The 25740-nt window shown below is 69.9% G+C and carries 18 protein-coding genes and 3 pseudogenes; 10 read left to right on the top strand and 11 right to left on the bottom strand.

Annotated features, from left to right (window positions below; translation table 11 throughout):
- Nucleotides 1-20: 20 nt before the first annotated feature.
- The 4 genes and pseudogenes from IE206_RS02295 to IE206_RS02280 all read right to left on the bottom strand — a co-directional run.
- Nucleotides 21-1007 (bottom strand): FAD binding domain-containing protein, encoded by a 987-nt coding sequence (locus tag IE206_RS02295; RefSeq protein ID WP_189960074.1) that lies wholly within the window; start codon nt 1005-1007, stop codon nt 21-23.
- Nucleotides 1004-1621, bottom strand: a complete 618-nt coding sequence (locus IE206_RS02290) for a 2Fe-2S iron-sulfur cluster-binding protein (RefSeq protein ID WP_189960071.1) — start codon at nt 1619-1621, stop codon at nt 1004-1006. Before IE206_RS02290 ends, IE206_RS02295 begins: the two co-directional genes overlap by 4 nt.
- 320 nt (nt 1622-1941) lie before the next feature.
- On the bottom strand, nt 1942-3090 hold the full coding sequence (locus IE206_RS02285) for a PP2C family protein-serine/threonine phosphatase (RefSeq protein WP_189960069.1): 1149 nt from the start codon (nt 3088-3090) through the stop codon (nt 1942-1944).
- Nucleotides 3091-3244: 154 nt separating this feature from the next.
- Nucleotides 3245-3784, bottom strand: a pseudogene (locus IE206_RS02280) (SDR family oxidoreductase); the annotation flags it as partial.
- A 113-nt stretch (nt 3785-3897) separates the two neighbouring features.
- Between IE206_RS02280 and IE206_RS02275 the strand changes: the two are divergent.
- Complete coding sequence (locus IE206_RS02275; protein ID WP_189960067.1) at nt 3898-4065, top strand: hypothetical protein; 168 nt, start codon at nt 3898-3900, stop codon at nt 4063-4065.
- Between the two features lie 116 nt (nt 4066-4181).
- Here IE206_RS02275 and IE206_RS02270 read toward each other — a convergent pair whose 3' ends face one another.
- Nucleotides 4182-5150, bottom strand: coding sequence for an alpha/beta fold hydrolase (locus IE206_RS02270; protein WP_226598652.1), 969 nt, complete (start codon nt 5148-5150; stop codon nt 4182-4184).
- Nucleotides 5151-5579: 429 nt separating this feature from the next.
- On the opposite strand from IE206_RS02270, the gene IE206_RS02265 reads away from it, so the two are divergent.
- A complete protein-coding gene (locus IE206_RS02265) occupies nt 5580-7295 on the top strand; it encodes a tetratricopeptide repeat protein (protein WP_189960065.1) in 1716 nt (571 codons plus the stop codon).
- A gap of 1497 nt (nt 7296-8792) precedes the next feature.
- Nucleotides 8793-9203, top strand: a complete 411-nt coding sequence (locus IE206_RS43535) for a transposase (protein ID WP_373300863.1) — start codon at nt 8793-8795, stop codon at nt 9201-9203.
- Between the two features lie 388 nt (nt 9204-9591).
- On the opposite strand, the gene IE206_RS02255 is transcribed toward IE206_RS43535, so the two are convergent.
- On the bottom strand, nt 9592-14073 hold the full coding sequence (locus IE206_RS02255; protein WP_189960063.1) for a WD40 repeat domain-containing protein: 4482 nt from the start codon (nt 14071-14073) through the stop codon (nt 9592-9594).
- Nucleotides 14070-14489: an effector-associated constant component EACC1 gene (locus tag IE206_RS02250; protein ID WP_189960061.1), complete on the bottom strand. Its 420-nt coding sequence runs from the start codon at nt 14487-14489 to the stop codon at nt 14070-14072. The genes IE206_RS02255 and IE206_RS02250 overlap by 4 nt, the downstream gene beginning before the upstream one ends.
- Nucleotides 14490-15131: 642 nt before the next feature.
- Between IE206_RS02250 and IE206_RS02245 the strand changes: the two genes are divergently transcribed.
- Nucleotides 15132-15542: a RidA family protein gene (locus IE206_RS02245; RefSeq protein WP_189960747.1), complete on the top strand. Its 411-nt coding sequence runs from the start codon at nt 15132-15134 to the stop codon at nt 15540-15542.
- Between the two features lie 208 nt (nt 15543-15750).
- Here IE206_RS02245 and IE206_RS02240 read toward each other — a convergent pair whose 3' ends face one another.
- Nucleotides 15751-16026 carry a MerR family transcriptional regulator gene (locus tag IE206_RS02240; protein WP_226598650.1) on the bottom strand — a complete coding sequence of 92 codons (276 nt, stop codon included), beginning with the start codon at nt 16024-16026 and terminating at the stop codon, nt 15751-15753.
- 104 nt (nt 16027-16130) lie between these two features.
- On the opposite strand from IE206_RS02240, the pseudogene IE206_RS02235 reads away from it, so the two are divergent.
- The 3 genes and pseudogenes from IE206_RS02235 to IE206_RS02225 all read left to right on the top strand — a co-directional run.
- Nucleotides 16131-16316: pseudogene (locus IE206_RS02235) on the top strand (transporter); the annotation flags it as partial.
- A pseudogene (locus IE206_RS02230) lies at nt 16296-16475 on the top strand (serine hydrolase); the annotation flags it as partial. The pseudogenes IE206_RS02235 and IE206_RS02230, both read left to right, overlap by 21 nt.
- A 125-nt stretch (nt 16476-16600) precedes the next feature.
- Entirely contained in the window at nt 16601-17068 is a 468-nt protein-coding gene (locus IE206_RS02225; protein WP_189960052.1) for a hypothetical protein, read from the top strand.
- Nucleotides 17069-17274: 206 nt separating this feature from the next.
- Here IE206_RS02225 and IE206_RS02220 read toward each other — a convergent pair whose 3' ends face one another.
- The 3 genes from IE206_RS02220 to IE206_RS02210 all read right to left on the bottom strand — a co-directional run bounded on the left by IE206_RS02220 (nt 17275) and on the right by IE206_RS02210 (nt 21613).
- Entirely contained in the window at nt 17275-19263 is a 1989-nt protein-coding gene (locus tag IE206_RS02220) for an APC family permease (RefSeq protein ID WP_373300862.1), read from the bottom strand.
- Between the two features lie 135 nt (nt 19264-19398).
- Complete coding sequence (locus IE206_RS02215) at nt 19399-19950, bottom strand: hypothetical protein (protein WP_226598648.1); 552 nt, start codon at nt 19948-19950, stop codon at nt 19399-19401.
- An 88-nt stretch (nt 19951-20038) separates the two neighbouring features.
- Nucleotides 20039-21613, bottom strand: coding sequence for a Na+/H+ antiporter (locus tag IE206_RS02210; protein ID WP_189960047.1), 1575 nt, complete (start codon nt 21611-21613; stop codon nt 20039-20041).
- 244 nt (nt 21614-21857) lie between these two features.
- Between IE206_RS02210 and kdpF the strand changes: the two genes are divergently transcribed.
- The 3 genes from kdpF (at nt 21858) to IE206_RS02195 (ending at nt 25544) form a co-directional block, all read left to right on the top strand.
- Nucleotides 21858-21947 carry a K(+)-transporting ATPase subunit F gene (kdpF, locus tag IE206_RS02205; protein WP_189960045.1) on the top strand — a complete coding sequence of 30 codons (90 nt, stop codon included), beginning with the start codon at nt 21858-21860 and terminating at the stop codon, nt 21945-21947.
- A 207-nt stretch (nt 21948-22154) separates the two neighbouring features.
- Complete coding sequence (locus tag IE206_RS02200; protein ID WP_189960744.1) at nt 22155-24665, top strand: ATP-binding protein; 2511 nt, start codon at nt 22155-22157, stop codon at nt 24663-24665.
- Nucleotides 24666-24749: 84 nt separating this feature from the next.
- On the top strand, nt 24750-25544 hold the full coding sequence (locus IE206_RS02195; protein ID WP_189960043.1) for a DUF4118 domain-containing protein: 795 nt from the start codon (nt 24750-24752) through the stop codon (nt 25542-25544).
- Nucleotides 25545-25740 lie beyond the last annotated feature (196 nt).

Here is a 25740-nt window from a genome sequence, read left to right as displayed (position 1 = left end):
GCATGCCTCCTCGGAGGGGTTCAGGCCGTAGCGGTCAGCGAGCCGAGCACCTGCGCGGCGAGATCGCGGGCGAGCGACACCTTGTACGCGTTGTCCCGCAGCGGTACGGCCTCGGCCAGCTCCGCGTCGAGGGCCCGCGCGACGGCTTCGGGTGTCGGCCGCGCGCCCAGAAGGGCGGCCTCGGCACGCCGGGCGCGCCAGGGGCGATGGGCGAGGCCGCCGAAGGCGAGGCCGAGGTGGCTGACCACGCCGTCCTCCAGCCGGAGGACGGCCGCCACGGATGCGAGTGCGAAGGCGTACGAAGCTCGTTCCCGCGCCTTGCGGTAGCGGGACACCGAGCCCGGCGGCAGAGGCGGCAACACCACGGCGGTGATGAGTTCGCCGTGGCTGATCACGGTGTCCCGCTCGGGGACGTCCTCCGGCAGGCGCAGGAAGTCCGTGACCGGCACGGCCCGGCCGCCCCCGGGGCCGGCCAGTTCGACGACGGCGTCGACCGCGGCGAGGGCCACAGCGAGATCGGAGGGGTGGGTCGCGACGCAGTGCGGCGAATGACCGAGGACGGCGTGGTCGTGGTTGACGCCGTCGAGCGCCGCACAACCGCTCCCCGGAACGCGCTTGTTGCAGGGTTTCGACACGTCCTGGAAGTAGGCGCAGCGGGTGCGCTGAAGCAGGTTCCCGCCGGTGGTGGCCACGTTGCGCAGCTGGCCCGAGGCGCCGCTGAGGACGGCCTGCGACACCACGGGATACCGGTCCCGCAGCAAGGGGTGTGCGGCAAGGTCGCTGTTGCGTACGGTCGCACCGAGCCGGAGAGCACCGTCCGGCTGCTCCTCCACCTGGTCGAGCGGGAGGCGCGTGATGTCGACCAGGACCTCGGGACGCTCCACCCCGAGCTTCATCAGGTCGACCAGATTGGTGCCACCGCCCAGGTAGCGGGCCTCGCCCCGGCCGGCGTGGGCGGCGGTGGCCTCCTCCACGCTCCGGGCACGCACGTACGACACCGGCTTCACGCGATCACGTCCCGCACTGCCTCGACGATGTGGGGATAGGCGCCGCACCGGCACAGGTTGCCGCTCAGTCGTTCCCGGATCTCCTCGCCGGTCAGGCGCACCGCACTGCCCAGCCCCTGCTGCGGGTCGGTGACCGCGGAGGGCGCACCCGCCCTGGCCTCCTCCAGCATGCCGACGGCCGAACACAGCTGGCCGGGCGTGCAGTACCCGCACTGGAAGGCATCGCGGTCCAGGAACGCGCGCTGCAACGGATGGAGGTCGCCGTCCTCGCCGGCCAGGTCGGCGAGCCCCTCCACGGTCACGACCTCGGCCCCGTCCTGGGCCACGGCCAGCAGCAGACAGCTGTTGACCCGGCGGCCGTCCACCAGGACCGTGCACGCCCCGCACTGACCGTGGTCGCAGCCCTTCTTCGACCCGGTCAGGGCGAGTCGCTCGCGCAGCAGGTCAAGCAGTGTGGTGCGGTGGTCCACCTCGGTGGTGTGGCTGAAGCCGTTCACCCGCAGGGCAACCCGTGACTCGGTGGCACCGGCCGGCGAATCCGCTGGGCCGGGCCAGGGCGCATGCCGGACCGCCTGCGCTGATGCGCCGGCGTGGGATTCCTCGCTGCTGTCCATCGTTGCCTGTTCCTCGATCCGGATGGTCGGCGGCGGCTCACCGCACACCCACCCTCATACAGCCCGGCCCGCCCGGCATCTCGACATCGGTCCGAGCCCGGTGACATGAGCGGGGCGGCCCGTGCGGGCCGCCCCGCTCATGGGCACGCGCCCATTCAGCCCTTCTCCGCCCGGAACATTGAGGCGTGCTTCTCCAGGTCCGCGGTCGGGGTGATGAGCAGGTCCTGGCTTACCGGGGCGGGCCGGCGGCACGGCCGTCCGGGTTCACGCCGAGCGCCGCGGCGCGCTTTGTGGCGGGATCGATCACACGGCGCCCTCGTTCACCGGGCCGGGGCGGATGGCGGAGGGGCAGACGCCGTACGGCGGATTGCGACGACGGCCGCGTCGTCGTCGAGGTGTGCGTGGACGTGGGCCAGCAGGTCGGCCTGGAGATGACTCAGGAATGCGTCGGGGTCGTCCGTGGTCCACTGTGGCGCGCGCTCGGTAAATGGGTAGAAACGTCCGTCGGTGTTGCGTGCCTCGACGACGCCGTCGGTGTAGAGGAGCAGCAGGTCGCCGGGCTCGAACGGGAACGTCTGGACGTCGTAGTCGGCGATGCCGAAAGCCCCGCCGAATCCGATCGGAAGGTGGCTCGCCTCGGCCACGAGCGGGATGAGCCGATTCCCGCGGAGGAGGAGCGGCGGCGGGTGACCGCAGCTGATGAGGTGGACGACCGGATCGTGGTCGGGGATGTCGAGCAGCATGGCGGTGGCGAAGTCTTCGACGGTGTCCTGTTCGGTCTGTGACCGCCACTGTCTGGTGTCCCAGCGGAACGCGGCGTCCAGGTGGACGGCGAGGCGGGGCAAGGTGGCCTGCCGATGGGCGGCTGCGCGGAAGGCGCCGAGCAGCAGGGCGGTGTTGCTGATGGCGCCCAGCCCACTGCCGCGCACATCGCCGATGAGGAGCCGGGTGCTGTGGTGGGAGGTGCGTGCGGCGGCGTAGAGGTCTCCGCCCAGCTCGGCTTCCTCCTCGGCGGGGATGTACAAGCCGGCGATCTGCAGCGGGCCGGCGCGTGAGGGCAGCGGCTGCAACAGCACTCTTTGGGCCGCCTCGGCCACCGACCGTACCTGGTGCAGCTGCTGCTCGCGTCGGCCCCGCACCACGCAGACGGCGACACAGACGGCCGAGACGACGACCAGGGCAGCGATCTGAGCCTGGACGTTGGCGGTGTCTGCGACTCCCCTGAGCACGCCGATCAACACCTGGGCCGCAATCGCAAGAGCCCCCATCACCGCCGTCGTACGGGCACCGGCCAACGCCACCGTGATGGCGGGCGCTGCCACGAGCAGTGGACCGAGGTGGACGTGCGGTGGAGACAACACATCCACTACGCACACGGTGACGATCAGCCCGAGCGGGATCATCAGCAGCACGGGCGCGTGCTCCGGCTGCCAGGAAGTCCGGGCGTCCAACCATGCTCGAAGGGCCATGCCTCAAGCCTTCCACCCGCGTCGGCGAGGAGTGGACGCGGCGCTCCGGGGACCCCTGTCCTGGCTGTGTGAGACGGGACAACAACGCCAAGCCTGCCCCACTGCCTCCCGCCGCGACCAGGTGATCGCGGGGGTCGGCGTGTGCGCGGGCGATCCGGTCAGGGCGCCCGGCCGAGGCAGGCGGACCCCCGTTCGCCTCTGCGAGGCGGGCACCGAAGCCGTCTGCGTCCTCCCACATACCGGTACGCGTCGGACCGGGAGAGACGGTGTTCACACGTACACCCTGGGGGCCGAACTCCTCGGACAGCGCCTTGCCGAACGCGTTGAGACCCGCCTTCGCGACGCCGTACTCGATCGGGCCCGTGCCGGGCAGACGGGCGCTCATCGACGAGATGTTCACCACCGAACCGCGGCGCTCCAGGATGCTCGGCAGCAGCCGACGGGTGACCCGGACCGTGCCGAACAGGTTGACCTCGAAGCTCTGCGCCCACAGGGCGTCGTCGGTCGCGAGGAACCCGTTGAGGGTAAACGTGTCGCCGCCGCCCAGATTGTTGACCAGGAAGTCCACCCCGCCGAGTTCCGCGAGCGCCTGCGCCCCCAACTCCTCGGCACCTTCCGGCGTGCTCAGGTCGACCGCGACCGGGTGGGCGCCGGCCTCCTTCAGTTCGGCCGTGATCGTGCGGGCCGCACCCACCACGCGGACCCCCTCACCAGCTCGTCACCACGCTTCTCGACGGCCCGTCCGTGCGGGCAGCATTCTGCTGACCCCGAGGAGCGCACCGGGCATCGGCGTCCGGACGGCGAAAGGTGACGGTCGGTGCGGAACTGTGGATCGAGCCGCAGGCATCGGAACGGGCCTGTCACAAGCTCGCCGACATCGCGGCGGAACTCCGCGACGCCGCCCGCCCGCTGCGTTCGCCCGGGACGGTGCCCATAGGCGTGACGCTGATGGCTATCCCCATGCGGGAAGGCTGATCATCGCGCCGAGCGGGCGATCCCGACGCGGGCTTCGGGTACGGCACCCGGTGGGCTCGGCCCACGTCGAGAAGTTCGACCCACTGCGACGGCCCCGCAAGCCGGCCCGAACTGACTCAGTTCCGCAGCTCCGTCAGGAACTCGATCAGCGCAGCGTTGACTTCCTCGGGTCGCTCTTGCTGGGTCCAGTGGCCGCAGCCCGGCAGCATGATCGGCTCGCGGCGCAGGTTGGGCATCAACTCGGGGAGCATTGCGATGAGTTCGGGCGTACCCGGGAAGGCCGGGACCAGGTCGCGGTCGCCGTACATGTACAGCGCGGGCGGACTGACGGCCGCGCCGTGCCAGGCGGCGGTCAGTTCCCAGTTGCGGTCCAGGTTGCGGTACCAGTTCAGGGCGCCGGTGAAGCCCTTGGCGTAGCTTTCGGTGAGCTCGTCCAGGTCCTGCTCGGTGAGCCAGTCCGGCAGCACCTCGGGATCGGTCATGTCCGCGAGCCAGCCGTGCGCCGGGTCGGCCACCAGGCCCTGGTCGGGGCGACCGGCAGTGGGGGCGTCACCGGAGCCGGAGTAGAACAGCTTGCGCAGGGCGGTGCGGGGGTCCTTGGCGAACTCGGCGTCGGCGACCCCGGGCCGGTTGAAGTAGTTCCAGTAGAACCGCCCGCCGAACCGCTCCTGCATGGCTACGAGCGGCGGGCGGTCCCCGCGGAACGGCGGTGGCACGCTCAGCCCCGCCACTCCGCGCACCACGTCGGGCCGCAGCAGCGCGGTGTGCCAGGCCACCGGTGCACCCCAGTCGTGCCCGACGACGAAGGCCTCCTTCTCCCCCAGAGCGTGGATCAGCCCGATCACATCACCGACGAGATGGAGGATGCTGTACGCCTCCACGCTCTCCGGGTGATCACTGCGGCCATACCCGCGCTGGTCGGGGGCGACCACCCGGAACCCGGCGGCGGCCAGCGGTGCGAACTGGTGGCGCCAGGAGTGCCAGGACTCGGGAAAGCCGTGCAGCAGCACGACGAGCGGCCCCTCGCCCTCCTCCGCGATGTGCAGCCGGATACCGTTCACGTCGATCATGCGATGCTCAACCATGAGACGAACATACGCCTGTACGGCACACGCAACTGGCCCGGCCCTGAACTCGCGCTGCCGTGCCCGGAACTGACCTGCCCGCCGCAGGGCCGAACCGCGTACCGGGTGGGAGCCACGATCCAGCGGGCGCCGTGCGTGCCGCGCGTTGCCGAGCCCGGCGGCGGAGCGTCGGCAGAGATGCCCACCCGTTGTCCAGGTGAAGTCGTCATTGGATTCCCAGCCCTGGCGCCGGTCCTCGGAGTTCGCCGGTACCCGCTCCCGCAGACGTGAGGCCCCGCCGCATCGGCAACGACGCCCAGAGCCACCGGGCGGCGGGAAACCGCCAACAGCGACCCGCTGTGGAACCACAGGCCACTCCCACGCCATGACTGCATCAGGGGGCCTGGTGACGGGCGGGACGAGACCGGCGACGGCGGATACGGGGGACTGATGGCGGGACGGGGTGCATCGAGGGTCGAGCAGGAGCTGATCGACGCGCAGCGGGAGGCCGATCACTACCGCCGGCTCGCGCGCGCCGACCCTGACCAGTACCTTTCCGGATTCGCGCCACGGCTCTACCAGGTCTGCGACCTGCTCACCCAACTCCCGGAGCAGCACGAGGAGTTGGCCGCACTTCTCGGAGAGCTGGTGGAGGTGAGCCGACGACTGGCCGCGTCGGACCCGCATCGCCGGCTGCCCGGCCTCGCGCTGTCGCTGGGGCAGCTGGCCCGAGTCACCGGATTGCTGGGGCGCCGGAGCGAGGCGGTCGCCCCCGCCGAGGAAGCGGTCCGCATCCACCACGAGCTCGCCCGCGAGGACGAGTCACACCTTCCCGATCTGGCCGACTCGCTGACCAACCTCGGAAACCAGCTGGCCGAACTGGGCCGGCACCACGAGGCCCTCGACCACATACGAGAGGCAGTTGAGGTACGGCGCCGCCTGGCCGACCGCCGCCCCAACGCGGTCGACCTCGCAGCCGAACTCGCCTCCGCTCTGGTGGACTTGGGAGTGAAGCTCGGCGAAATGGGCCGCCATGGGGACGCCGTCGACACGCTGCGCGACGCGATCGGCCGGTATCGCGCGATCTCCGGCGCGCGGCCCGCCACCGACCTGCCCCACCACTGGGTGGCCCTGCTGTCCATCAGCCGCGAGCTCGCCCACCAGGACCGCGCCGCCGAATCCGGTCCGTATCTCCAGGAGGCCGCGGTCCTCTACCGCAGGCTCGCCCGCAGCAGCCCGGACTTCCTCGCCTTCATGACCGCGATGCTGCGCAGGTACGGATTCAGGCTCACCGAAGACGGCCTGATCGTGCGGTCCGAAACTGGGGCCCGGCGCTCCGCGGCCCCCGGCCCTTCGCCACTCGCCCGCATCCAGAGCCTCAACGAGCAGGGTCTTCGGCTGGCCTCGAACGGCAGCCTCGGTCTGGCCCTCGGCATGCTCCGCGACGCCGTCGCCCTGGCCCGGCAGGCCGCCGAGACCACCCCGGCCCTGGTCATCGCGCTGGCGCGTTCCCTGCACAACCTCGGACTGGTGCAGGCCTGGAGCGGCCGCCCCGCCGAATCGCTCGCGTCCTGCGCCGAGGCGGTGCGCCTGTGCCGCCGCAGCCTGTCCGCCGCTCCTCACCTCGTACGCCCGCTGCTCGCCGACGCACTCGACACACTCGGCAACCGTCTCGCCTCGCTCGGTCGCCACCATGACGCACTCGCCGCCTCGCAGGAATCCGTCGCCCTGCACCGACAGCTCGCCGACGCCGACCCGACCGCCCACCTGGCCGGGCTCGCCCGCTCGCTGAACAACCTCGGCATCCGCCTCACCGACGCCGACCGTCACAACGACGCGCTCGCCGCCACGCGTGAAGTGGTGGAAATCCACCGGCGGTTGAGCGCGGCAGAGCCCGGCGGTCACCTGCCCGGGCTCATCCACGGCCTCTCCAATCTCGGCCTGCGGCTGGCCCGGGTCGGACGCGACGACGAGGTGCTCGCCCCCACCATGGAAGCCGTGGAACTCCTGGACCAGGATCCCCCGCTGGGCCCCGGCAACGATGTCGAAAACCTGGCGGAGTCCCTTGCCTGGCTCGGCTGGTGGCTGCGCAGACACGCCCACCGCAAGGAGGCACGCGCCGTCACCCGCGCCGCCAAGGTGCTGCGCCGCAAGACGGATGGGTGAAGCCGGCCGGAGCTGCGGGGACGGCTCGCTGACCTGGGTGACGGGTGGAATCGCCTGATGCGACGTTGAGTTGGTCGGCCCCTGGTCCGGATCTTGGTCGGTCGCCCCCTGCGTGTGGGGGGAGGCTTCCCTCTGGTCCCACATGGCACAGGTGGGCCAGGCCGCCCTCTGGCGTCCACGTGGTCCAGGGCGGGGCCGTTTGCGCAGGTAGCGGCCCCGTACTCCAGGTGCGTCGACGGTGTTGGTGAGACGCTTGTGAGACTTGGTGACAGATGAGGCCCCCGTCGGCAGAGGCGTCGGCGGGGACCTCTGCGTTCGGGTCCCGAGCGTCCGCTGGGATGGCCAGCATCGAGGGCACGCGCCGCAGTAGGCGTCTGTTATGTGCGCAAGCGCACATTTCGCGCTGGTACAGATCACGCGTTGCGCGGGGCGGGGGTGTGCCTCGCGGGGGTTCACTGGTGCACAGGTAGCGGTGTGCTGGCGTTGGGCGGCTGGGAAGAATGGTAGTGATACTGCCGTCAACCGGCCCCTGGCTCCTGTAATTTCTGGCCGAAGTGTCCCAACCATCCTCCGTCGATCACCGGTGCAGGGCAGTGCGCGCAGGACCTGTCTCGGGGGAGTGTGTCTAGAGGACTGCCTTGGATGAGGAATGTGCACGCTCACTGACGACCGCTCCTCCAGGCCAGTGGCGACGCTGGCGTGAAACTACCGAAGGCGGTGGTTGAACGATCGCTGCGAATGCTGTTCCCTTCAATTTCCCTGAGGGTGCTGAGGAGGTGATTCTCGGTGTCGACACGCATCGGGATACTCATGTAGCCGCTGTGATTTCTGCGATGGGGAAGACTCTTGCCGTGGAGAGCTTCCCGGCTACCGCGGCCGGACATTCCCAACTCATCCAGTGGGCAGCCCGGTGAGGTGCTGTGCGGCGTGCCGGGGTGGAGGGATCAGGCAATTACGGGGCAGCCCTTTCCCGGCATTTGCTGTCGCGGGGGATTGACGTTGTCGAGGCCCCTGGGCCGGGCCGTTCGGCTCGTCGTCGGCGGAGTAAGTCTGATCAGGGCGACGCACAGGCCGCTACCTGTGCTGTGCTCAGTGGCCGCGCCTGCTCTCGCGTAAAGGCGGGGAACGGTCCGGTGGAGATGGCCGGTATATACAACGTGGCCAGGGATTCCGCCGTGAACCCGTACCCAGGCTGTCAATCAGCTCAAGGCGATCCTGGTCACGGCCGAGCCGGCCCTGCGGGAAGAGCTGGCGGAATTGAAGCGTCGAGCGCTGATCCGGTCGTGTGCAAACCTCGGCGAAGACGACGCGAATGACGATCCTGTGGTGCGGGCTCCGAGGTTCACGTTGCGCGCACTGGCTGAGCGCATTGAGCAACTCACCGTGCAGGCCCAGGAACTGGAGTAGCGTCTGGCCGAGGTGATCGAGTTGTATTACCCCGCATTGTTCGCTGCGGCGGGGATCGGGCCACGGAGCGCCGCCGTTTTGTTGATCACGATGGGAGACAACGTCGGACGCGTGCGCAGCGAGGCGTTGTTCGCTGCGTTGTGCGGGGCAAGCCCGGTTGAATACTCCTCCGGCGGCAGATGCCATCGTCCGCTCAACCGCGGCGGAAACCGGCAGGCCAACGCTGCCCTGTACCGGATCGTGCTGACCCGGCTGCGCTGGGACCCGCGTACGCAGGCGTATTACGAGCGGCGTGTGGCGGAAGGGAAGACCCGGCGCGAGATCATTCGCTGCCTGAAGCGGTACGTAGCCCGGGAGGCTTCCATCTGGTGTGTCGCGTGTCCACAGGCCCGATGCCCTTACAGCAGCTGGGCAAATGAGTGGAGGGCTCCATGTCCTGTCTGGCAGGAGCGTTGGGTGCGGTCGGAGCGTCGTCACGCCCCTGATCACCACGGGAGGTAATCGAACACCCTTGCGTCGGCAGGGAGAACCCGAGTGCCGGACTCCCTTGGGCATGCCGGTGCGGAACACCCCCCTCTGCGGGAGTGTTTCACGGTGTGGTGTCGGCGGGCCCCGCGTCCTGGTGTCCTCCCCGCTGATGCGGGGCGTTCCGCGTGCCGGGTGGTCCTTGCCAACGTCGAGGAGGTCCTCCCCGCTTCGCGGTAGACGGCGGCAGGACGGAGCGCTGCAGAACGCGCTCACTCCAGTACTCCGCTGAGCAGGCCGGACCCGCTAGGAGGTCCAGCATTTCCCGCGGGCTGGCCCCCGTGCCGATGAGAGTGCGGTCGCTGTCACGCTAACTGTCACCCCCGCTGCCGGCAGGGTCCGGTTGCTGCCCGGCTGATCTACGTCACTGGCATGGCGGTTGGTAAGGGCGGTCCGGCAGGTACTTCTTCCAGTCCTGCTCGGAGATGGGGTCACCGACCGCGTTGCAGAGGTCTGCGATGACGTGCTGCGGGTCGGTGTCCCACAGGTCGATGCCCGCGGAGGCGCGGACGACGGCGAGGGTCTTGCTGTCGGGGGTGAATGCCAGGGAGTAGAAGGCCGATGCGGTCGGCATGTAGAACTGCCGGGTGGGCGAGGCCCAGTCGCTCACGTCCCAGATCTCGGGGCGGGCGTGGATGTCCTTGTCGTATGTGATCAGGGCGATGCGGGTCCCGTCGGGGCTGAACGCCAGTGGGCCGCCGAGGCTGCCGATGGACACTTTGACGGGGGAACCGACGAGGTGGTCGCTGCGGACGTCCCACAGCTGGAGCGTTCCGGTGTCGTCGTAGAGCGCGAAGAGTTTTCCATCCGGCCGGAAGGCGAAATGAGCGAAGTTGGTGCCGGTGGGCAGGCGCATCGACCATGACGCGGCCGGGTGCGCGGGATCGACGACGTTCCAACTGCGCACCAGCGGCCCCGCGGTCGGGCGGGCCGCCTTCGTGTCGCCCTGGACGGATTCGTTCATGACCAGCGATCTGCCGTCCGGGGAAAAGCCGAGTCCGTACCCCGTCGTCTCGATCGTGGAGAGGCGCCGCGGATGGCGGGGGTCGGCGATGTCGTAGAGCTGGACGACCTGGGGCTTGGGGTTACCGGCCACGACGCCGTTGGAGTCGGAGACGGCCAGGAGGGGCTTGGTCGGGCTGAAGGCCAGAGCCCCCACACCGTTGTTCAGGTCGATCACGCCCAGCTTCTCTTCCGGACTGGCGGTGCTGCGCAGGAACAGATTGGCGTATGTGTCCTTGCCCTGCTTGTACACCTCGGTGTCGGCGAGGAGCTTGCCGTCCGGGCTGAGGGCGATGTCCTGTCCCGTGCCCATGTTGGGAGCGTCCGTCGTGGCCAACAAGTTGGACTGCAATTGCTGGAGGTTGAGATCCCGCAGCCAGTTCGCGCCCACGCCCTGATAGGCGAGAAGCAGCTTCTTCCCGGACATTGCGAGGGAGAGATGACTCCCGGTTCCGGGCGCCGGCGGTATGAATCCCACTGCCCCCGGCTGGGACCCGTTGGAGAGGTCCCAGACCTGGACGCCGCGGTCGGTGGCCTTGAGCAGCTGTTCGGCGTTGCCGGGGGCGAACAGGGCCACACCGCCGTTCAAGCCGTTGGCGGTGTTCGACGCGCCCGGCAGGACCGCGTCGGTTCCGTAGGTGTAGATCCAGAGTTTCCAGCTGGCGCCGCAACTCGCGACGATCCGTTTGCTGTTCGAGGCGAACGCCATCGAGGTCACACTCTCGGAGCATCTGTTGGAGCCGGACGACACGCCTTTGTCCGCTGCCACGACCTGCCGGGGAGCCCGCGGGTCGTCGAGTGTCCACAGGGCCAGGTCGTCACTGGGCGCGAGGACGTCCTTTTTCTTCGGTTCCTCGGCAGGTGCCGTCAGCAGTCCGCCCGAACTGTCGAAGGCGATCCGGTGCAGTGGCCGGATGTGCCCGTCGGGGTAGGAGGACGTGTACGGCGCTGCGCGCAGTGTGGCGACGGGTGTGGTGCTGGCTTCCTTCCATAGCCGTACCTGCCCGTCGGTGCTCGCGCTTGCGAGCAGACCGCGCTGGGGGGAGACGGCCAGGGAGTCGACTTGCTTGCCGTTGCCCGGGAGCGGGGACAGGGCGTGCGGTGCCGCTGGATCGCCGGTGTCCCAGCGGCGGATCTCGCCCGCCGAGGTGCCGGCGAGGAGGGTGCGCCCGTCCGTGCTGAAGGCCAACGCGGTGACGGCGTCCGGCGTCGTGGGCGCGGCCAGCTTCCGCGGTCGGCTGGGGTCGGAGATGTCCCACAGCTGCAGGGTCGCCGAGGTGGAGCCGCCGTTGTCGTAGGTGGCCGCGGCGAGCACGGTGCCGTTGGCGGCCACCGCGATCGGGCCGGACAGGACCCCGTCGATCCGCCCGTCGCCGTTCTGGGTGCGCAGCACGATCGCGTCGCCGGTGGAGAGGACGAGCACCCGACCGTTCGTGCTGTAGGAGAGGTCGTAGGCCGGTTCGTCGCCGTTGATCATGCCGGGGGTGCGCTGGCTGTTGAGGAGGGCGCTGTGGCCGGCTTTGTTGTCGATCCGGTATGAGAGCAGGCTGAGCTGCTTGGCAAGCCCGGGGTGCAGGTCGCGCTGGCCTTCGGCTTCGGCGGCCAGATAGCGGGCGAGGTTGCGCTGTTGTGCCTGGTCGGCTTGCCGCCAGTAGATCCCCGCGCCGACCAGACCGGTCGTCGCCAGCAGGGCCAGGACGACGACGAAGGTGAACGCGGCACGGCGTCGGCGGCCTTCGCGCGTGTGCTGGCGCCAGGAGTTCTCCATGAACTCGGCGGACTCCGAGCCCAGTGGTGGCGCGCCCGGGGCAGCCGTGCGCTCCCGCATCGCGACGAGCCGGTTCCCTCGGTACAACAGGGAGGGGTCCTTTTCGGACTGCTTCCAGCCTGCCGCGTCGGAGGCGAGCTGCTGACGGGCGCGCAGCAGGTCACGATCCTCGTCGACCCACTTCTCCAGCTGGGGCCAGGCGCGCAGCAGCGCCTCATGGCTGATCCGGACCGTGTCTCGGTCGAGGGTGAGCAGACGAGCGTCGGCGAACCGTTTGATCGCGTCCCGTGCGACCGCGTCGTCGGATACTCCGTGCAGGAGTACGGGCCATTCGACGGGCTGCGCGGTGTCGGCGGCATCCTCGCTCACCCGGACCAGCCGGGGCAGCATGAGACGCACGGCCTCCTGGCCGGCCGCGTCAAGCCGGCTGTAGACGTTCTCCGCGGTGGTCGCGACAGCCTTCGTGATGCCGCCGGTGGCGAGGTACCCGGAGACGGTGAGCCGTAGTCCCTCGCGCTCCTTCCACGTCTCCTGCAGCACGTGGGACAGGAGGGGCAGCGCCTCTGCGGGGGCCCGTCCGCCGGTCGCCCTGCCCAGCTCCTTGAGGATGAGGGGGGCGAGCTCGTCCTCTAGTTCCAACTGCGCGGTGGCTGCCGGTTCTTCGATCGAGGCGCGGAGTTCGCCGACGTCCATCGGATCGACCAGCAACTGACTCTTACTCAGGACGGTCCGCAGTTCGGGGTGTGCGGTTGCCTGGGCGTAGAAGTCGGCCCGTAACGCGAACACCACCAGGGCCTGCGGCTCGTGGCCTTCTCCAGGGCGGGCCAGTGCGGTCACCGCCCTCAGGAACGCCGCCTGTTCCTCCGGGTCCGTACAGAGGGTGAACAGCTCCTCCAGCTGATCGACGACCATGACCAGCCGTTGCCCCGGGTGGTCCAGCAGCGGGTCCACAAGTGCGGCCGCGTGGCCGTTCGCCAGCAGCAATTCGGCGGCGTCTGGCGACTCGGGCGCGAGGGCGTCGGCCAGATTCCGGAGCGGGTTCTTGCCGGGGGTCAGACGCCGTCTGGGCCAGCCGGTCGACCCCGGCAGGTCGGGTAGTCCATGGGTGCGCAGTCCGGCCAGCAGACCGGCATTGAGCAGGGAGGTCTTTCCGGAACCGGAGGCCCCGACGAGAATCAGTGGGCCGGGTTCGTCTACGGCCGCCGCCGTCGCCTTTACCAGGCGCTCGGTCATCGCTGTCCGCCCGGCGAAGACATCGGCTCGGTCCACCGTGAAGGGGCCGAGCCCCGGGTAGGGGCAGATGCTGTCAGCGGGCGGCTGCCGTTCCGGTGTCGAGGCGCGGGTCCGGAAAGCCGGGTTCGGCGCGATGATGAGGTTGCCGGAGAGATCTCCGTTCATCCGCCGCGGTACGGGTTGCTGTCTGTCCCGCAGCTTTCGGTACAGGGCGTTGTAGGCCGCGTCCAGGGTCAGCGACTGCTGCCCCCCGTCGTCGCCGTGCTCCAACAGCTCCAGGAACGCTCCCGTGAACGTGGTGTGTTCGGCCTCCTCCGGAGCGTGGGCCAGTAGCTCCGCCGACCCCAGGAGATACATCCCGTTCCCGGGTTCCGCGTTGAAAGCGGTGACCAGTGAGGTGCCGCCGCGCGACGGGACCCCGGAGAAACAGCAGTCGAGTACGACGACTTTGGACGCCGCCCGGCTCGCCAGCACCGCCTCCCGTAAGGCGGCGAAGGAGTACGCCTGGTGCTCGGCCATGCCGGGAGTGAGCTCCGCGGTGTTGCCGGCGGCCAGGTATAGCTCCCTGCCCGGGGTGAGCAGACCGTGCCCGATGAAGTAGACCAGCAGAACGGTGTCGGCCTGCTGCGCCGCCCTGGCCACAGCGTGGGCCATGCTCTGGGCGTCAGCTGGGTCGAGCACCGCCGTCACGTGTTCCGGGCGTACCCCGCAACGCTCGATCAGAGCCGTCTGCAGATCTCTGAAGCTGTCGGCAATCGACGGGACCGAAGGGAGTCCGCCGTCCTGGTGCGTCGCGGTGGCGATCAACAGGACCTGTACGCCCGCGCCGTCCAGATCGGTCATCGCTCCTCGCGCCGCTGCTCGGGCGGGGCGATCGCCAAGGTCGTGTCTCCTTGCTGGTCCTGCGCGCCGAGCAGCGCCGCGACATCGGCCACTTGTTGCCGTAGGGCGGCCGGGTCGAGATCGGCCACGTTCCTGGCGGAGAGTTCCAGCGAACGGCGGTCCGGGAGCGTCACCTTGATGCGTATCTCACCGCGCCGGGTACGCAGCCAGGCGATGACAGTCGTGGCTAGCGCAGTCGCCGCGGCGCCGGGACCGAGGGCCACCGTCAGTGCCTCGAGCAAAGGTCCGAGCGTGCCCTTTTCGGGTGGGCTCTCCTTGCAGCCGACTCGGCCTCTCAATTCGTCGACATCTGTCAACCAGGCGTGCAGTGAACGAAGTTGGTCGGCCGCCTTCGGGCCGTCGGTGTTCAGCGTCACTTCTCACAAGCCCCCGTCGCCGCCGCGCGTAAACCCGCTGCCTTCACGGCCGCAGTGAGATTAGCGGCTACTGCCGGGTCTGACTAGGGTCCCTGTTCCCCACGGGACAAAGGTGACTACACCCCTGCGGCGGTGCGGCCGTTCGAGGATCCGGTGAGGCAGGGCAAGAAAAGGAGAGCCGCGTCCGGCGACCTCGTCGGTGTCCGCAGCAGACCGAAGCGTCACCAACGTCGCCTGCACGCTCGGCCTCACCACCGTGCCCCTTGCAGCCCCACCCCGCGCGGAAGTACACAGCGCGGTCGGCGGCTCCGGTGAACGGGGCGGCTGCACGTAGCGGGAGTGAGAAGCCGTCGGTGGCGTCGCCGTAGCCGCCCGAACGGCGTCAGCACGAGCGGACTCGTCGACATCCAACCCAGTCGGCCCAGGCCAGCGGGCTGCACATGACTAACTTCGCTGTCGAAGGACAACAGTTGTCCTTCGACAGCGAAGTTAGTCGATATGTCATCCTACTCAGTCGACTTGCGGACGGTCTCACCCGGCGGTCGTCGCGTGGCGGACCGACGAGGAAAAGGGGAGGCGGGCACCAGCAGGGCGTGGGCAGGATGTCTGGGCTCGACACCTGATGAGAAAGGCCCGATGACCGTGGCTCGTGCCATTACTTTGATCCGCTCCGCCTCCCTCTCCGACGTCGCCGAGTACGCCTACGCAGCTACGGCGCCCGCCGAGTCACGGCTGATCTTCCTCGCCGGGGCGTGTCCGCTGAACGATGACGGCTCCACGGCAGCAGTCGGGGACTATGCGGGCCAGGCAGCGAAAGCGGTCGAGAACATGCGGGCTGCTCTCACGGCCTCCGGTGCGTCCCTTGAGGACGTCATCAGCACCAGGGTCCTTGTCGCGTCGGCCCGGCGGGAGGACCTGGTGGCCGCCTGGGAGGTGGTACGGGACTCGTTCGGTGATCATGACGTCCCCAGCACCTTGATGGGCGTCACCGCGCTCGGCTACCAGGACCAGCTCGTCGAGATCGAGGCCGTGGCCGCGGTGCTCGATTCCTGAGACGCGTCTGTGCCGTGGCGGCCGAAATACGGCCGTGGGCGGGAGGAAACCCTTGGTGACGCCAAGCCCGTCTCTGTGACAGCGGCCGCCCTTCGGGGCATTGCACGCCACCCCAGCCGACTGGGGTGAATGACACAACGACTGACTTCAGTGAGACGCAGAAGCCCCCGCCGGAATGTTCCGGCGGGGGCTTCTGCGCGTGCGTGGGTCATGCTGGCGCGGTGTGTGCGTCACGGGTTCCGCTGTACTCAGGTTCACCGCTGTCGAGGACGCGGAGCGGGGAGGTGGTGACGACGCGGGTGCCGCGGCCGATGCGCAGGACCCGGCAGGGGAACTCGCCGCGGCGGACCAGGTCGTAGCCCTTGGCGCGGGAGAAGCCGAAGGCTGCGGAGGCTTCTTCGACGCTGCCTGTACCGCCCCACGTGGCGCGGATGTAGGCGGGGCTGGAGGGAGCGCTCTGCGGCGGGTTGTCGTGGTGGTGCATGTCGTGCTCGTTGATCCCTTCTCGAATTCGAACGGCGGTGGTGGCGGAAATATCCCTGGGTGGTGCAGCGTTCCCCTCTGGCATTGTGATCGCGAGTGGGGGGAGTGGTCGGTCTGAAGCTGTTCAGCACGGCAGGTGGGGTGGCCGAGGTGATGCCGCGTCTGGCGGAGGTCGAGGCGGATGTGCAGGACCTCGTCGAGGCGCACATGGAGACGATGCTCGGGGTGCGATTCCTGGCGAGCGAGTACGTCATCGACTGCGTCGACGGCGGCGACTACGCCCCCATCGGCCAGTTCGGCTGGGACGGCGGAGCCGGCACCACCACCTACGCCGACCCGCACAACCAACTCGTCGGCATCCTGCTCACCCAGACCGGGATGTCCACCCCGGACTCGGCGCGGGCCATGCAGGACTTCTGGACCACCCTCTACCAAGCCGTCGACGACTGATCTGACTACCTGGCGACGTCGATCCGGCAGGCCATCACGAGGGTGGTCAGGGCGAGCGCCACGGGTGCTGAGCCCGCCGGCATACGATCGCGACGTCCTGTTGGCGCATGGGCGGAGAGGTGGGCATGGCGCTTGTGCTGTTGCAGCAGAGCCTTGACGTTGAGGTTGCCTACCGTGGGTTCTGCTTCCAGGAGTCCGATGACAGCGCTGTACCGGTCGCGTTCTCCGATGGATACGAGTGGGGCGTGTTCCTCAATCCGCATGTGCGGCGTTTTGACCTCTTCAGCGGCGGTCACACCCACACGGCCTCGGTGACGGTCAAGGCGTGGGACGCCGCACCGCCCCTGGACGACACCGAGCGCTGGGAGGAGCAGGGGGAGGTCGGCTTCGAGTCCACGACGGGCGAACTCGCCGTGTGGACGCTGACTCTCGGCCGGGCCAAGGACGTCATCACGTTGGGGGAGACAGGCGGCCTGTGGCGGGTGCGGGTGTCCTGTGCCGGCCGTGCCGAGGTGGAGCGGATCACTCGGACTGAGGGCGTGGCGTACGGCGTGGAGCGGTATCTGGTCGAGTTCTGGCCCCGAACGGCTTGAACAGGCCTGACTGCATGCGCAGGGCACGGTCCCGAGAACGGGCCCGCGCCCTGGATGGGTGCTGGGACGGCGCCGCGCGGAGAACGGGGGGCGGCCGTTGCCTGTGGTGCGGGCGCGTCCGCAGTCTTGCCGGACGCGCCCGGGAATCGCAATGTCTGAGGCGTCAGTGATGCGCCAAAAGGGTTATGGGGACGGGGAGTTGGGCGTCAGCTCTTGCGGGCGGGTGTGGTGTTTCTGTGGGGTGCGCTGGGTTCGCCGCGGCGGACGGAGCCGGGGGCGCGGGCGGCCGGGTGGTCGGCGCGGGCGGCGGAGGTGAGCTGCCAGGGGACGCTGGTGACCATCACGCCCGGGGTGAAAAGGAGGCGGCTCTTGAGCCAGAGGGCGGACTGGTTGTGCAGGAGGTTCTCCCACCAGTGGCCGACGACGTATTCGGGGATGAACACCGCGACCACGTCCCGGGGGCTGTCACGGCGCATGGTGCGGACGTATTCGACGACCGGCTTGGTGATCTCGCGGTAGGGGGAGGCCAGGACCTTCAGGGGGACGTCGACGTCCAGGTCCTGCCAACGGCGTTGCAGATCGCCGGTCTCCTCCTTGTCGACGGCGACCGTCAGTGCTTCGAGCTGGTACGGCTTGAAGGCGCGGGCGTAGGCGAGGGCGCGCAGGGTCGGTTTGTGGATGGTCGAGACGAGGACGACTCCCAACACCCGTGAGGGCGGGACGAGTTCGTCGCGGGGGTCCTCGACGGCCAGCTCGGCGGAGGTGTGGTCGTAGTGGCGCCGGATGCCGCGCATCATGAGCCACAGCAGGATCGCGGCGACCACGGCGAGCCAGGCGCCCTGGGTGAATTTCGTGATCAGCACGATCACCAGGACCAGTCCGGTCACGCAGGCGCCCAGCGCGTTGACGACGCGCGCCGACTGATGGCGGCGGCGCACCGCCGCGTCGGGCTCGGTGCGCAGGGCGCGGTTCCAGTGCCGCACCATGCCGAGCTGCGACAGCGTGAAGGAGGTGAACACGCCGAGGATGTAGAGGTGGATGAGGCTGGTGACGTCCGCCTTGTACGCCCACAGCAGCGCGCCCGCGACGACGGCGAGGGCCAGGATGCCGTTGGAGAAGGCGAGCCGGTCGCCCCGGTTGTGCAGTTGGCGCGGGAGATAGCGGTGCTGGGCCAGGATCGAGGAGAGCAGCGGGAAGCCGTTGAAGGCGGTGTTCGCGGCGAGGATCAGGACGAGGGCCGTGGCGGCCTGGATGAAGAAGAAGCCGACGGAGTGGTCGCCGCCGAAGATCGCCGAGGCGAGCTGGGCGATGACCGTCTTCTGCGTGAAGCTCTCGCAGTTGCCGCCGATACCGGTCAACTGGCAGGAGTCGTCGGTGATGTGGACCTTCGCGATCAGCGCGAGCGCTGTCACGCCGACGAACATGACGACCGCGATGATGCCCATCGAGGCCATGGTGCTCGCCGCGTTCTTCGCCTTGGGCTTGCGGAAGGCGGGTACGCCGTTGGAGATCGCCTCGACGCCGGTCAGCGCCGTACAGCCGCTGGAGAACGCGCGCAGCACCAGCATGATCAGGGCCATCCCGGCCAGGTTCTGGTTGCCGGGTTCCGGGTGGATTCCGTATGCGGCCGACTCGGCGACCGGCGCGTCCCCGAGCGCGTACCGGATCAGGCCGGTGGCGACCATGATGATCACGCCGCCGATGAAGAGGTAGGTGGGGGCGGCGAAGGTGCGGCCCGACTCGCGCACGCCGCGCAGGTTCATCGCGGTGAGGATCGCGACGAAGCCGAGCGCCAGCAGCACGCGGTGCTCGGCCAGCGACGGGATCGCCGAGATGATGTTGTCGACTCCGGAGGCTACGGAGACGGCCACCGTCATGACGTAGTCGACGAGCAGTGAGGCCGCCACGACCAGACCGGCCGAAGGGCCGAGGTTTCTCGACACCACCTCGTAGGAGCCGCCGCCGCTGGGGTAGGCGTGCACGACTTGGCGGTAGGAGAGCACCACCACCGCCATCAGCGCGACCACCCCGGCCGCGATCCACGGCGTGAAGTGGAGGTAGGCGAGCCCGCCGAGGGTGAGGACGAGCAGGATCTCCTGCGTCGCGTACGCCACGGAGGACAGCGGGTCGGAGGCGAAGATCGGCAGCGCTAGCCGCTTGGGCAGCAGGGTCTCGCCGAGTTCCTCGCTGCGCATGGCGCGGCCGATCACGAGGCGCTTGAGGACGCCGGTCACGTTGAACACGTCGCGAGCGTAGGAAAGGGGGAGGACGGATACCCGTTAAGGAGCCGTCAAGATTCCCGTAATTCATGCTGAAGTAGGAGGAAACGCCTACTCCAGGCCGGAGATCTTGAACACAGTGCGGGCGGCTTCGCGGTCCACCCGGGCCGCGATCTGCAGTAGCGCGGTTTCGCCGCAGCGCAGCGTGCCTCGGGTGACGCTGATGCGGGCGTCGGTGTCGAGAACGTGCCACAGCGCGGGGTTGGCGATCAGGACGCGCGGGTCGAGCTCGGCGCGGTTGCCGTCCGCGTCCCGCAGGACCAGGCGCTGGGCGACGCCGTTGGACCAGCGCACCGAGACCAGCCGGTCGGTGCGCACCCGGGCCTCGCGCCACAGGCCGCGCGTGGTCAGCAGGCCCCGGGCGGCCGATACCCGGGTTGGCCACAGCACTGCGAGCAGCAGGGCGCCGAGGAACAGCCACAGGGCCGCGCGCAGATCGGTGAGCGTCCCTGCCACCTCGTCGACGCCCGCGAGGAGGACGAACAGGAGCGCCCCGTATCCCGCTGCCGAGCGGGCCTCGCCCGCCCAGGTGGTGTCGTACGCGACCGGCTCGGGCAGCATGGCCCGGCCTCCCGCCCTGTCGCGGGTCGTCCGTCGTCCCATGCCGGGACCGTAGGCGTGCCGGTCGCGGTTGTCGTGGCACCGACACCAGTCTTGATGCGGGCCTTACGGCTTTCTGACGCCCGGGCGGTCATGTGTCCGCCAGCCGGGCCTCCTCCAGGTCGAGGGAGCGCTGGAGGCGGCGGCGGGTGGTATCGCTTATGCGGTGGTCGTCGTAGAGGCGCTGGAGTTCGGCGGCCTCTTCGAGGATGAGGTCGCGGCGCAGCTGCCGGTAGATGTGGTCGGCCGACGCGCCCTGTCCGTTACCGCCGTTGGTTTCGTCGAGGCGTTCGCGGGCGTGTTCCTGGCGGGCCTGCAGGGCGCGGCGGAGGCGGTCGGCGACGACCTCGGGGACGGCCTCCAGCTCGGAGATCTCCTCCAGGCGGCGCATGCCGGCGTCGGCGAGGCTGAGCCGGGCGCTCGCCTCCTCGCGTTCGGTGTGGTCGGGTTCGAGGGCGATGCCCGAGCGGCGTACGACGGTGGAGAGGGAGAAGCCCTGGACGACAAGGGTCACCACCACCACGGAGGTGGTGAGGACGAGAACGAGGGGGCGGCCGGGCAGCGTGGCGCCGTCCGCCGTGGCGACCGGGATGGACAGGGCGGCGGCCAGCGGCATGACGCCCCGGGTGCCGGCCCAGGACAGGACCACCGGGACTCGCCAGTTGGCGCGGCGCTGGCCGGCCTTGCGCTGGAGCAGGGCCGAGAGCGGGAAGACCCACAGCATGCGGACGGCGATCAGGGTCGCGGCAAGGGCGAGTGCGTACAGCGGCCAGAGCCGGTCCGCGTTGCCGAGTTCGCGGATCAGGCCGGGCAGGGAGAGGCCGATCAGGCTGAAGACGACGCTTTCCAGGAGGAAGACCACCGTGCCGTAGACGGCGTGGAGCTGGAGCCGGATGCGGGCGCTGGTCAGTCGGTCCGAGCGGCCGCCGAGGACCACGCCCGCGATGACGACCGACGTCACCCCCGAGGTGTGGGCCGCCTCGGCGAGTACGTAGGCGGCGTACGGGGTGACGAGCGCGACGACCGTCTCCAGGACCGGCTCCTCGGTTCTGCGCCGGATCAGCACCACGACACCGGCGACCGCCGCTCCGATCAGGGTGCCCCCGCCCGCGAGCAGTGCGAATTCGCCGCCCGCACCCGCCCAGGAGACGGCGGAGGCGGCGACCGCGACACCCACCGCCACCTTGAACAGGACCAGCGAGGTGGCGTCGTTGAACAGACTCTCGGCCTGCACCAAGACCTGCACCTTGGGCGGCAGGGCGAGGCGTCGGCCGAGCGCGGTGACCGCCACCGGGTCGGTGCTGGCCAGGACCGTGCCGAGGACCAGCGCCATCTGCCAGGGCAGCGGCGTGAGCGCGGAGGCGACGAAGCCGACGATCGCGGCCGATGCGAGCACGAGCCCGATCGCGAGAACACCCACCGGCTTCCACACGACCCGCAGCTCGCGCCAGGAGACCTCCTCGGCGCTGGCGTACAGCAGCGGCGGCAGCACGACCAGGCCGATGATCTCGGGGGTGACCCGGATCGGCGGGGCGCCCGGCAGCAGCGCGACCGCCAGGCCCGCGACGACCAGCAGGGAGGGCGCGGGGATGCGCCACCGGCGGGCACCGGTGGCCACCAGCGTGGCGAGTATCACGAGGAACAAGACCGTACCTACGCCGCGCATGCCGCCCCCAGGTTTCCTGACCCGATAGTCGGGCCCACCTGGCCCGTTACGCCGACCAGACTTCCCGGCACACCGCCTTCACCCTATCGATTACGGCGGTCGTCAAGGCCGCGTCAACGAAGCGCCCTCCGACGACAGGGAGGTGTCAAGAGGCGAACCCGGGAGGGTGTGGGAGGAGTTCGCTTGGAGCGTCGCACGAGCCGGCCTTCGCCGTGATCCTCCTCGATCAGGGAGCTGAACGTCTGTGAGCGTCGAGAACATCGTCGGACTGAGCATCGGCGTGTGCCTGCTTGGCTATCTGATCTTCGCGCTGATCTTCCCGGACCGGTTCTGATGGCTCCGGTCGCACTGCCGTGGGGCATCTTCGGTGAAGAGTGGCCGAGGACGTAGGAGTTGGGTCAGGAACGCATCAATCTCCTTGTACGCGGCGCCTTTTCGCGGCGGCTCCCGATGATGATCGGGAACACACATCGCGCCCCGACCGCCCAGCTCCCCCTGGGCGGTCGGGGCGCGCGTACGGCGTGAGGAGGCAGGTGCTGTGGTGGTGGAGCCGGACGTCCCGCCCGGAGGTCAGGAACCCGGGAAGCGGGGTCGGCTGAAGGTCTTTCTCGGAGCCGCCCCCGGGGTCGGCAAGACCTACCGGATGCTGGACGAGGCCCGGCGGCGGGCGGAGCGCGGTACCGATGTGGTGGTGGCGTTCGCCGAGTGTCACAAGCGGCGTCACACCCTGGGAAAGCTGGACGGCCTGGAGGTCGTGCCCAGGGTCCAGCGCGCCTACCGCGGCGGTCAGTTCGAGGAGATGGACCTCGATGCGGTGCTCGTGCGGCGGCCGCAGGTGGCCCTCGTCGACGAACTGGCGCACTCCAACGTGCCCGGTGGGCGCCATGCCAAGCGGTGGCAGGACATCGAGGAACTCCTGGCCGCCGGGATCGACGTGGTCACCGCCGTGAACATCCAGCACCTGGAATCCCTCAACGACGTCATCGAGAAGATCACCAAGGTGCCGCAGCAGGAGACCGTCCCCGACGAGGTGGTGCGCCGCGCCCACCAGATCGAGCTCGTGGACATGCCCGCCGAGGCGCTGCGCCGTCGCATGGCGCACGGCAACATCTACGCGCCGGAGAAGGTGGACGCGGCGCTCGCCAACTACTTCCGCGTCGGAAACCTGACGGCATTGAGGGAGTTGGCCCTGCGGTGGGTGGCCGACCAGGTCGACGAGGCGCTGCAGAAGTACCGCAGTGAGCACGGCATCGGCGGGGTGTGGGAGACCCGGGAGCGGGTGGTGGTCGCGCTGACCGGCGGGCCCGAAGGGGAGACGATCATCCGGCGAGCCGCCCGGATCGCCGACCGGACGGCCGGGGGTGATCTCCTGGCCGTGCACATCGCGCGCAGCGACGGCCTTGCGGCCGGGGCCTCCTCGGCGGCGCTGGCCCGGCAGCGGGCTCTGGCCGAAAGCCTGGGCGGCAGCTACCACTCGGTGGTCGGCGACGACATTCCCACCGCTCTCATGGAGTTCGCCCGTGCCGAGAACGCCACGCAGCTCGTGCTCGGCACCAGCAGCCGGGGCCGTCTGGAACGGTTCGTGACCGGGCGGGGCATAGGAGAGACGGTCGTCGCGCTCTCCGGGGACATCGACGTCCACATGGTCACCCACGAACGGGCGGGCAGCGGGCGGCTGTTGCCGTCCAGACGGCGCACCCTGTCGACGCCCCGGCTCATCGCGGGCCCGGCGTCCGGCCTCGTGCTGCCCGTCGTGCTGACCCTGGTGCTCGACCAACTCCGGGGCAGCCTCAACGTCACCAGCGAGGCCCTGCTGTTCCTGCTCGTGGTGGTCGGCGTGGCCTGCGTCGGGGGAGTCGTGTCCGCGGTCGTCGCCTCGGTCACGGCCTCGCTGCTCCTGAACTACTGGTTCATCCCGCCGATCGGTGCGTTCACGACCACCCTTGACAGCGTGCTCGCCACGGTGGTGTTCGCGGTCGTCGCCGGCATCGTGGCGGCCGTGGTGGACCGCTCGCTGAGGCTCTCGCGCCGCTCGGCACGGGCCACCGCGGAGGCCGAGACCCTGTCGTCGCTCGCCGGCTCCATCGTCCGCGGCGACCGGGCAGTACCGGCGCTCCTGGAACGCACCCGGGAGACCTTCGGGATGGAATCGGCCGAACTCGCCGCAGCACCCGTACCGGACGACGGCGCCGTCGTCCAGGTCCCCGTCGGCGAGCAGGCGCACCTGGTGCTGCGCGGCCGCCCCCTGCCGTCCTCCGAACGCAAGGTCCTGACCGCCTTCGCCGCGCACGTCGCCGTCGCGGTCGAGCGGGCCCGGCTCGCCGAGGCGGCCGCCGAGGTCGAACCCGTCAAGGCCGCCGACCGCATGCGTACCGCGCTGCTCGCCGCCGTCAGCCACGACCTGCGCACCCCGCTCGCCGCGGGCTGGGCCGCCATCACCTCGCTGCGCAGCCGGGATGTCGACTTCAGCGACGAGGACCGCGACGAGCTCCTGGCCACCGCCGACGAGTCGATGGCCCGGCTCGGCCGCCTCATCGACAACCTCCTCGACATGAGCCGCCTCCAGGCCGGCGCCCTCACCCTGAGACTGCGCGCCACCGCCCTGGAGGAGGTGCTGCCCACCGCGCTGGAATCCCTCCCGCCCGAAGCGCCCCCCGTGGATGTCCAGTGCCCGCCCGAGATCCCGCCCCTGCTGGCCGATCCGCCCCTGCTGGAACGCGTGGTCGCCAACCTCCTCAGCAACGCCGCCCGCCACACCCCGCCCGGCGGGACCGTCCTGCTCACCGCGAGCACCCTTGCCGAGCGCGTCGAGGTACGTGTCATCGACCGCGGCCCCGGGCTGCCCGCCGAGGACCGCGAACGGGCCTTCGTCCCCTTCCAGCGCCTCGGTGACACCGACAACACCACGGGCGTCGGCCTCGGCCTCGCGCTCTCGCGCGGGCTCGCCGAGGCGATGGCGGGCACCCTCACCCCTGAGGACACCCCCGGTGGCGGCCTGACCATGGTCCTGTCCCTGCCTGCCACCGACCTGCCGGAGCGGCTGGAGACATAGCGGTACGTCCCGCGCCGGAATATCCACTTCCGCTTGGCTCCCGGGAGGAGGATCGTGGAAGGCGGAGCACTGGAGGTGGCTGTCATGGCCGTGATCACACTCCCCGGCGCCGCTCGGCCTGCCCGCTCGGCGTTTGCGCTGCGCGACCGACTCGCGCTGCTGGCGGCGACCGCCGGCCCGCTCGCCGTCGCCGCGCTGCTCATTCCGTTCCGTACGCATCTGGCGAGCACCAACCTCGCGCTGATCCTGGTGGTCGTCGTGGTGGCCGTGGCCGCCAACGGGCACCGGGGTGCCGGGGCGCTCGCCGCGCTCTCCTCGGCCGCCTGGTTCGACTTCTTCCTGACCCGGCCCTACGAGCGGTTCACCATCTCCAGCGGTGACGACATCACCACGGCCGTGCTGCTCCTGGTGGTGGGCCTGGCCGTCTCCCAGCTGGCGGCACGGGCCCGGCGCCTGAAGGTCGTCACCGTCACCGACGCGGGCCACTTGGCCCGCATCCACGAGACGGCCCAGCTCGCCGAGCACGCCGGGTCCGCCGACGCCGTCGTCGAGCACGTACGCCGCGAACTCACCGACGTACTCGCACTGGAGAACTGCCGCTTCGAGTACGGATCACTGCTCGGACATCCACCGCAGCTTCGCCAGGACGGACGGGTCAGCACCGCGCACGGGCGCTGGGACATCGAACGCCGTGGCTGGCCGCCGGACGAGGTCGAGCTCCGGGCGGTCGGCAACGGCCACTACTACGGCCGGTTCATGATGCGTCCGGTGCCCGGTGCGGCCGCACCGCTGCAGGCGCGGCTCGTGGCCGGAACCCTCGCAGGGCAGGCGGGAGCTGCCCTGGCCGAGGCGGAGACGGGCACGGTGACAGAGGACTGAACACGGGCCGGGGGTGACTGGAAGTCACCCCCGTCAAGTACGCGTTAAACCAGTCGACTCGGGCGTCAGGGCGCCGTCAAGGAAGACGATCACTCGAACTCCTGCCCCCCATCCTGATGTGCATACGGGTTCGTACGAACGGCCCGTGGCGCGAGGTTGGAGGGTGAGTGACGATCACCGCCGGTACCGGACAGCA

The sequence above is a fragment of the Streptomyces violascens genome (assembly GCF_014649955.1).
In the GTDB taxonomy this organism is placed as follows: domain Bacteria; phylum Actinomycetota; class Actinomycetes; order Streptomycetales; family Streptomycetaceae; genus Streptomyces; species Streptomyces violascens.
This window is presented reverse-complemented; position numbering and strand designations above follow the sequence as displayed.